Origin of the sequence: Gemmatimonas sp. (assembly GCF_044344655.1) — a bacterium.
GTDB lineage: Bacteria > Gemmatimonadota > Gemmatimonadetes > Gemmatimonadales > Gemmatimonadaceae > Gemmatimonas.
This window is the reverse complement of record NZ_JBIJCN010000082.1, coordinates 1-6,624: the sequence shown is the minus strand read 5'-3', so window position 1 is coordinate 6,624 and position 6,624 is coordinate 1. Positions and strand designations below refer to the sequence as shown.

5 protein-coding genes are annotated in these 6,624 nt (G+C 65.4%); 2 read left to right on the top strand and 3 right to left on the bottom strand.

What is annotated here, in order from left to right; genetic code table 11:
• Window positions 1–1,203 (top strand): DUF445 domain-containing protein (locus ACIQ51_RS13890; protein WP_396205658.1); only part of this gene is annotated, 1,203 nt, incomplete at its 5' end.
• On the opposite strand, the gene lon is transcribed toward ACIQ51_RS13890, so the two are convergent.
• Complete coding sequence (gene lon, locus ACIQ51_RS13885) at window positions 1,171–3,651, bottom strand: endopeptidase La (RefSeq protein ID WP_396205657.1); 2,481 nt, start codon at window positions 3,649–3,651, stop codon at window positions 1,171–1,173. The two genes, ACIQ51_RS13890 and lon, sit on opposite strands and share 33 nt — an antisense overlap.
• A 299-nt stretch (window positions 3,652–3,950) precedes the next feature.
• Between lon and ffh the strand changes: the two genes are divergently transcribed.
• Window positions 3,951–5,309 carry a signal recognition particle protein gene (gene ffh, locus ACIQ51_RS13880; protein WP_396205656.1) on the top strand — a complete coding sequence of 453 codons (1,359 nt, stop codon included), beginning with the start codon at window positions 3,951–3,953 and terminating at the stop codon, window positions 5,307–5,309.
• Window positions 5,310–5,419: 110 nt separating this feature from the next.
• Here the strand turns inward: ffh and ACIQ51_RS13875 are convergent, their stop codons facing one another.
• Entirely contained in the window at window positions 5,420–5,902 is a 483-nt protein-coding gene (locus ACIQ51_RS13875) for a hypothetical protein (RefSeq protein ID WP_396205655.1), read from the bottom strand.
• A gap of 16 nt (window positions 5,903–5,918) precedes the next feature.
• Window positions 5,919–6,624: carbonic anhydrase (locus ACIQ51_RS13870; RefSeq protein WP_396205654.1), on the bottom strand; the 706-nt coding region annotated here is incomplete at its 5' end.

The window sequence follows — 6,624 nt, the reverse complement described above, 5'->3', positions numbered from 1 at the left end:
CGGGTCGCGGCGGCCCTGCTGGTGGTCGTCGCGGTGATCTTCGTGGTGGCGCGCGTGCTTGAGGCGCGCTACCCGTGGCTCGGCTTCGTGCGGGCCTTCTCCGAAGCGGCCATGGTGGGTGGCATCGCCGATTGGTTTGCGGTCACCGCGCTGTTCCGCCACCCGTTGGGGATCCCCATTCCGCACACGGCAATCGTGCCGGCTCGGAAGGACCGGATCGGCACCGCGCTCGGCAATTTCGTGCAGCGCAACTTCCTGGCGCGCGACGTAGTCGCCCGCAAGCTCACCGCCATGCGGCTGGGCGAGAAGGCGGCCCAGTGGCTGGCGCGCCCTGAGAACAGTCGCCGTGTGGCGAGGGCCGCGGCCCTCGGCCTGAGCGGCGCCGCGGGGGTGATGCGCGATGAAGACATGCAGGACCTGGTGGATCGCGGTATCGTGTCGCGACTGCGTCGCATGCAGGCCGCTCCCCTCGCCGCCAAGACATTCGAGCTGCTCACCGCCGACGGGCGGCATCAGGCCCTGCTCGACGATGCCCTGCGGCTCGCCGCACGCTTTCTCGATGAGCACGAGGAGATGATCCGCGAGGGTGTCCGAAAGGAAAGCCCCTGGTGGGTGCCGGGCGCCGTCGAGAATCGCCTCGGTGACAAGATCGTGAGCGGGGTGGAGCGCACGCTGGTGGCGGTCGCGGCCGACCCAGCACATCCGCTCCGAAAGCGATACGACGAGGCCGTCGAGCGGTTCGTTGCGAGTCTGCGTGAGAACCCGGATACGATCGCGCGCGCCGAGCAGATCAAGCTCGATGTGCTCAATCATCCGGGCGTGGCTGACTTCTCGCGCGAGGTGTGGGGCGACGTGAAGGACCGCTTGGCAAAGTATGCCGAGACGCTCGCGGATGAGACGACAGCAGCGCCTGATCAGCTGGAGCGGTGGCTGGGCGGCCTCGGGCAGAAGGTGCTCGACGATCCCGTCCTCGCTGAGAAAGTGAACGCGTGGATCGTGGAGCTCGTCACCTACAGCGTAGAACAGGCGCGCGAGGAGGTGGCGGCGCTGATCGCGACGACCGTTTCAGCCTGGGACGCCAACGCCACGTCGCGGAAGATCGAACTGCAGATCGGGCGCGATCTCCAGTTCATCCGCATCAATGGTACGCTGGTCGGCGGCCTCGTGGGGCTATTGCTGTATTCCGTCGGCCTGCTGCTCTGACGGGCGCCGGTCGGCGGCCATACTGCGCGTTCGCGCCGAGGTGTCCGCATTGCTCGGTGCCGAATCCGCCTTCTGCGTCTCCGGATGCGGCAGCAGCGCGAGGTGCAGCACTTCGTCCATGGTGCTGGCGAAGGTAAACGCCATTTTTTCGCGCACCTCCTGTGGTACATCGCGCACGTCTTTCTCGTTCCCCTTGGGGAGGATGACCTCACGAAGGCCTGCACGATAGGCGGCCAGGACCTTCTCCTTCACCCCGCCGATCTCGAGTACTTTGCCACGCAGGGTGACTTCGCCGGTGAGGGCGAGATCGCGGCGCACGGGGCGACGCGAGAGCGCGCTCGCCAAAGCGAGGGTGACGGCAATCCCCGCCGATGGCCCATCCTTCGGGATGGCACCGGCGGGGAAGTGCAGGTGCATGTCGTACTCTCGGAACTCACTGTCGGCGATGGCCAGTGTGGCCGCGCGCGAACGCACGAACGAGTAGGCCGCCTCGGTGGACTCGCGCATCACGTCCCCCAGCTGTCCGGTCACGGTGAGTTTGCCCGACCCGGGCATCCGCAGCGCTTCGATCGTCATGAGCTCACCGCCGGTGGCGGTCCACGCGAGACCGGTCACCGCGCCGATTTCCGGCTCCTGTTCGGCCTCTTCCTGTGAGAACCGAGGGGGGCCGAGCAGGTCTTCGGCGCGAGCCGTGCCGATTTCCCAGGTGCTTGTGTCGCCGTCCGCTTTGGCTCGCGCGCGCTTGCGCATGAGCTGTGCCAGCGAACGCTCGAGCGTGCGGAGCCCCGCCTCGCGCGAGTAACGGCTCGTGACGAATCCGACCACCGCCTCGGAGATGTGCAGGTCCTCCGGCGTGAGTCCGTGATCGTCGAGGAGGCGCGGGATGAGATAGCGCTGTGCGATCTCGATCTTCTCCTCGATGGTGTAGCCGGCGATGCGGATGACCTCCATGCGGTCACGCAAGGGACCGGGGATGTCGTACAGGTTGTTTGCCGTGCAAATGAACAAGGTGCTCGACAAATCGAAGGGGAGGTTGAGGTAATGGTCGACGAACGTGGAATTCTGCGACGGGTCGAGGACTTCGAGCATGGCGGCGGTGGGGTCACCCGACGGGCCGCCGCTCGACATCTTGTCGATCTCGTCGATCATGATCACCGGATCTCGTACGTCGACGCGGCGCAGCGCCTGAATGAGCAGCCCCGGCATGGCGCCAACGTAGGTCCGGCGGTGTCCGCGGATTTCTGCCTCATCGCGCACCCCGCCAACGGAGATACGATAGAATTCGCGGCCGATGCTCGTGGCGATCGCCTCGCCGAGTGAGGTCTTGCCGGTGCCCGGTGGGCCCACAAAGCACAGAATGGGACCGGTGGGGTCCCCGCCGCGCAGCTTGCGCACGGCGAGGTACTCGATGATGCGCTCCTTGGCTTCATCGAGTCCGTAGTGCCGCTCGTCGAGCGCCTCCTCGACTTTGGCGAGCAGGATCTCCTTGTCATTGCCGCTGCGCTTGTGCCAGGGCAGCGCGAGGACCCAGTCGAGGTAGGTGCGCAGCACCTGATACTCGCTCGAGGCGGGCGAGAGCATGCGCAGGCGCTCCGTCTCACGGCGCGCTTCGGCGGCAACCTTCTCTGGAAGGTGGGCCTCCTCGATGCGCCGTTGCAGCTCCACGCTCTCCTTTTCGTTGGGATCTGCCTCGCCCAGCTCGGACTGGATGGCACGCAGCTGTTGCCGGAGATAGAACTCACGCTGGTGCTGTTCGATCTTGATTTCGGTCTGCTTCTTCACGTCTTCCATAACGCGGGCGCGCGCCACCTCACGCTCAAGTCGCGAGAGGATGAAGCGGATGCGCTGGCCGATGTCGAGGCGTTGGAGCACTTCCTCCTTGTCGGCGATGCGGAGGTTCATGTTGGTGGCCGCGAGGTCCGCGAAGCGCCCGGGGTCCGAGACGTTCATCTTGAGGATCTGTGGCACCTCATTGGGAATACGGTCCACCAGTTCCGCGAGCGTTTCGGCAGCCGTCACCGTACGGGCGATCAGGTCGTCGAGCTCCTCCGGCTCGGCCGGCGTTTCCCGCGCGCCCTGTACCTGCGCGATGGCAAACGGCTGGAGCTGATCGATGGCGTCGATCGTGATGCGCCGCAGTCCCTGCAGCGTGATCTGCACGGTGTCGCCCGGCAGGTTGATGCGTTCGTGTACACGGGCCGCAACGCCGACCTTCCCGAGGAAGCGCGTGGGATCAATTGCGTCGTCGCCGTCACTGGAGGCGACCACCAAGGCAACCACCAGCCCGGATTCCTCGTGGGAGCGGAGGAGCGCGAGGTTCTCGGGGGCTCCCATCTGGACCGCGATCGTGCCAAGCGGAAAAACGATCGTGGACCGCAACGCCATCAACGGCAGCGTGGGCGGAAGTTCCGCGCGGAGGATTTCGTCCGTCCGCAGGCCGCGGGGCATCGGGCTGGCAGAAAAACGGGAGTGCGGAGGCGACACTTTCGAGGCATTAAGAGTGATTTCGCGGTCCGGAACCGGCCAATGTAGGGACGCCGGAAACGGGAACAACGCGTGATTCCAACGCAAGTTGCGTCAGGGGTGGCCCTGTCCGTCACCCCCCGGGACAACATCATGGGTGGCGGGTCTTGCCGCTGGGCTGTGCCGGCCTCGAGCGTTACGTGACTCCAGTCGAGCCCACGGATCGCATCGGCACCGGGCTGGGCAGCGGTGGGACGACCGGCGATCGATTACCTTTCCGGTCTATGTTTGACGAGCTCACAGACAAACTCGGGAACGTCTTCGCGAAGCTGCGCGGCCGTGGCGTTCTCACCGAGTCCGACATCAAGGAGGGGATGCGCGAGGTTCGCCGCGTCCTGCTCGAGGCCGACGTGAACTTCGCCCTGACCCGGGAATTCCTGGAGAAGGTCGAGAAACAGGCAGTCGGCGTGCTGCAGCTCAAGTCGGTGCAGCCAGCCCAGCAGCTGGTGAAGATCGTGCACGACGAGCTCACGGCGATGCTGGGCGAGCGTCGCGAAGGGCTGCGCATGAGCACGGTGCCCCCCACCGTGATCATGATGGTCGGGCTGCAGGGGTCGGGTAAGACCACCACGGCCGGCAAGCTGGCGCGCAAGCTCAAACTCGAGAACAAGACCACGCGTCTTGTGGCGGCCGACGTGTATCGCCCGGCTGCCATCGATCAGCTCGAGACGCTGGGCAAGGCGCTCGATCTCCCCGTGTATGCCGATCGCACGACGCAGGACGTGGTGAAGATCGCCAAGGCCGGTATCGAGCAGGGTACGCGCAATCGTGATCGTGTGGTCATCGTCGACACCGCCGGACGGTTGCAGATCGATGCCGACATGATGGATGAGCTGAAGCGGCTCAAGGCGGCGATCAAGCCCGACGAAATCCTCTTCGTGGCCGACGGCATGACCGGCCAGGAAGCGGTCAAGATTGCGCAGGGCTTCAACGAGGCGCTCGATGTGACGGGCGTGATTCTCACGAAGCTCGACGGCGATGCGCGCGGCGGTGCGGCGCTCTCGATCTACGGCGTGCTCAAGAAGCCGATCAAGTACATCGGCGTGGGTGAGAAGCCCGATGCCCTCGAGGAGTTTCACCCCGAGCGCATGGCAGGCCGCATCCTGCAGATGGGCGACATCGTGTCCCTCGTGGAGAAGGCGCAGGAAGCCTTCGATGAGACCGAGGCGAAGAAGCTGGAGAAGAAGGTCCGCAAGGAGGGCATGGACCTCGAGGACTTCCTCGCGGCGATGCGGCAGATGCAGAAGCTCGGTCCCTTCGAGAACCTCCTTAAGCTGCTGCCGGGTGTAAACCCGAAGATGCTCAAGGACGTGAAGATGGACCCCAAGCGCATGAAGCACATCGAAGCGATTGTGCTGTCCATGACGCCACAGGAGCGGAAGAAGCCGGAGATCATCAACGGCTCGCGCCGGGCCCGCATCGCGAAGGGGTGTGGCCGGCCGGTCAATGAGGTGAACCGCCTGCTCGATCAGTTCCGCGAGATGCAGAAGATGATGAAGAAGATGGGCGGCATGCAGGGCGGCGGCAAAGGCGGGATGCCGCGGATGCCGTTCGGCGGTGGGGGCATGTTCGGGATGCGCTGAGCGGCGCATCCGGAGAGACGGAGGGGCGGAGGCGCGGAGAGATTCCCGCGCGTCCGCCCCTTTTCGTTGTGCTCCGTGCCTCCGGGGCTCCGTGCCTCTGGCGTCAGCCCTCAGCCTTCTGCTGGTACGATCGACTCCAGTCCTGGCCAGGCGGCGAGGTTGTACACGACCAGCGTCCGCAGATAGTGCCGTCCGTGGTCGCCGTGGGCGGCCAGCACCGCTTCCGCTCCCCGCGTCACGGCATCGGCGTGGGCATACGGGACGTCGAGATCTTCGGGGAGCACGCCGTTCTCGTGCGTCACGCCCGCGGCGTCGAGAAATGTGACCTGATACTGCGGCTCGAGATCCACGTAGAGCAGCTGCAGCAGTTCCAGTTCGTCCTGAGGCGTGAGCGCGCCGAGGCGGAGGGCCTCTTTGCCGACCTTTTCGGCCGGCCACGACACCAGAGTGGCCGCGCGGAAGCCGCCGCCCTTGGCCGCGATACGGTTGGCATAGAGCGCCTTGGCACCCTTGTGCTTGGCGAGTGCCTGGAGCACCAGCCATTGCCGGCGCTCCAGAGGGAGTGACTTGAAGGGAGAAAGAAATTTGGCCATGCGAGAAGCTAATGGATTACGTCTTTGGCGTGTTGGCGCCCGCCACGGCCATGCGGTCCATCACCCGCTTGGCAATCTGGTCCGCCAGCTCGTCGCCGGCGAGGAGGGGCTGGGCGAGGCGCCCCATGATCGGCGGCGGGCCGGCCGGGACGCCCGACTGGCGGCGCTGGGCCAGCCCATCGGCGGCTTCCTGACAATCCACGCCCGTGGCAATCTCCCGCAGCAACCCTTCGTGGATGTCGTACACGAGGCCGTGTAGCAGCGGGCGCTTGCCCTTGGCCCAGGCGTTCTGGATGATCGGAGTCTCCGACAGGTGGTACAGCTGCTCCAGCACGTTGAGCTCCACCACGCGATCGAAACGCGCCTGTTCATCCTCGATCTGCATGAGTTCCGGCTTGTTCCACCGCACCACGTTACGGATGGGCTGCAACCACAGATCCACGAGGCCGTAGGAGGCATTGCCCATCGCCGCCTTCACGCCGCCGCAGTTGTAATGCCCCGTCACGATCACGTGCTTCACATCGAGGACTTCCACGGCATACTGCAGGACGCTCATGGCGTTGAGGTCACTGGGTAGCACCACGTTGGCAATGTTGCGGTGCACGAACAGTTCGCCCGGCTCCGTGCCGGTCACCACGTTGGCGGGCACGCGGCTGTCGGCGCAGCCGATGTAGAGGAACAGCGGTTCCTGCTTGTTGGCCCGCTTCTCGAAATACTCAGGG

Bases quoted from the DNA above. Each gene is read 5' to 3' on its own strand.
- lon (WP_396205657.1), bottom strand. From the start codon at position 3,651: ATGCCCCGCGGCCTGCGGACGGACGAAATCCTCCGCGCGGAACTTCCG.
- ffh (WP_396205656.1), top strand. From the start codon at position 3,951: ATGTTTGACGAGCTCACAGACAAACTCGGGAACGTCTTCGCGAAGCTG.
- ACIQ51_RS13875 (WP_396205655.1), bottom strand. From the start codon at position 5,902: ATGGCCAAATTTCTTTCTCCCTTCAAGTCACTCCCTCTGGAGCGCCGG.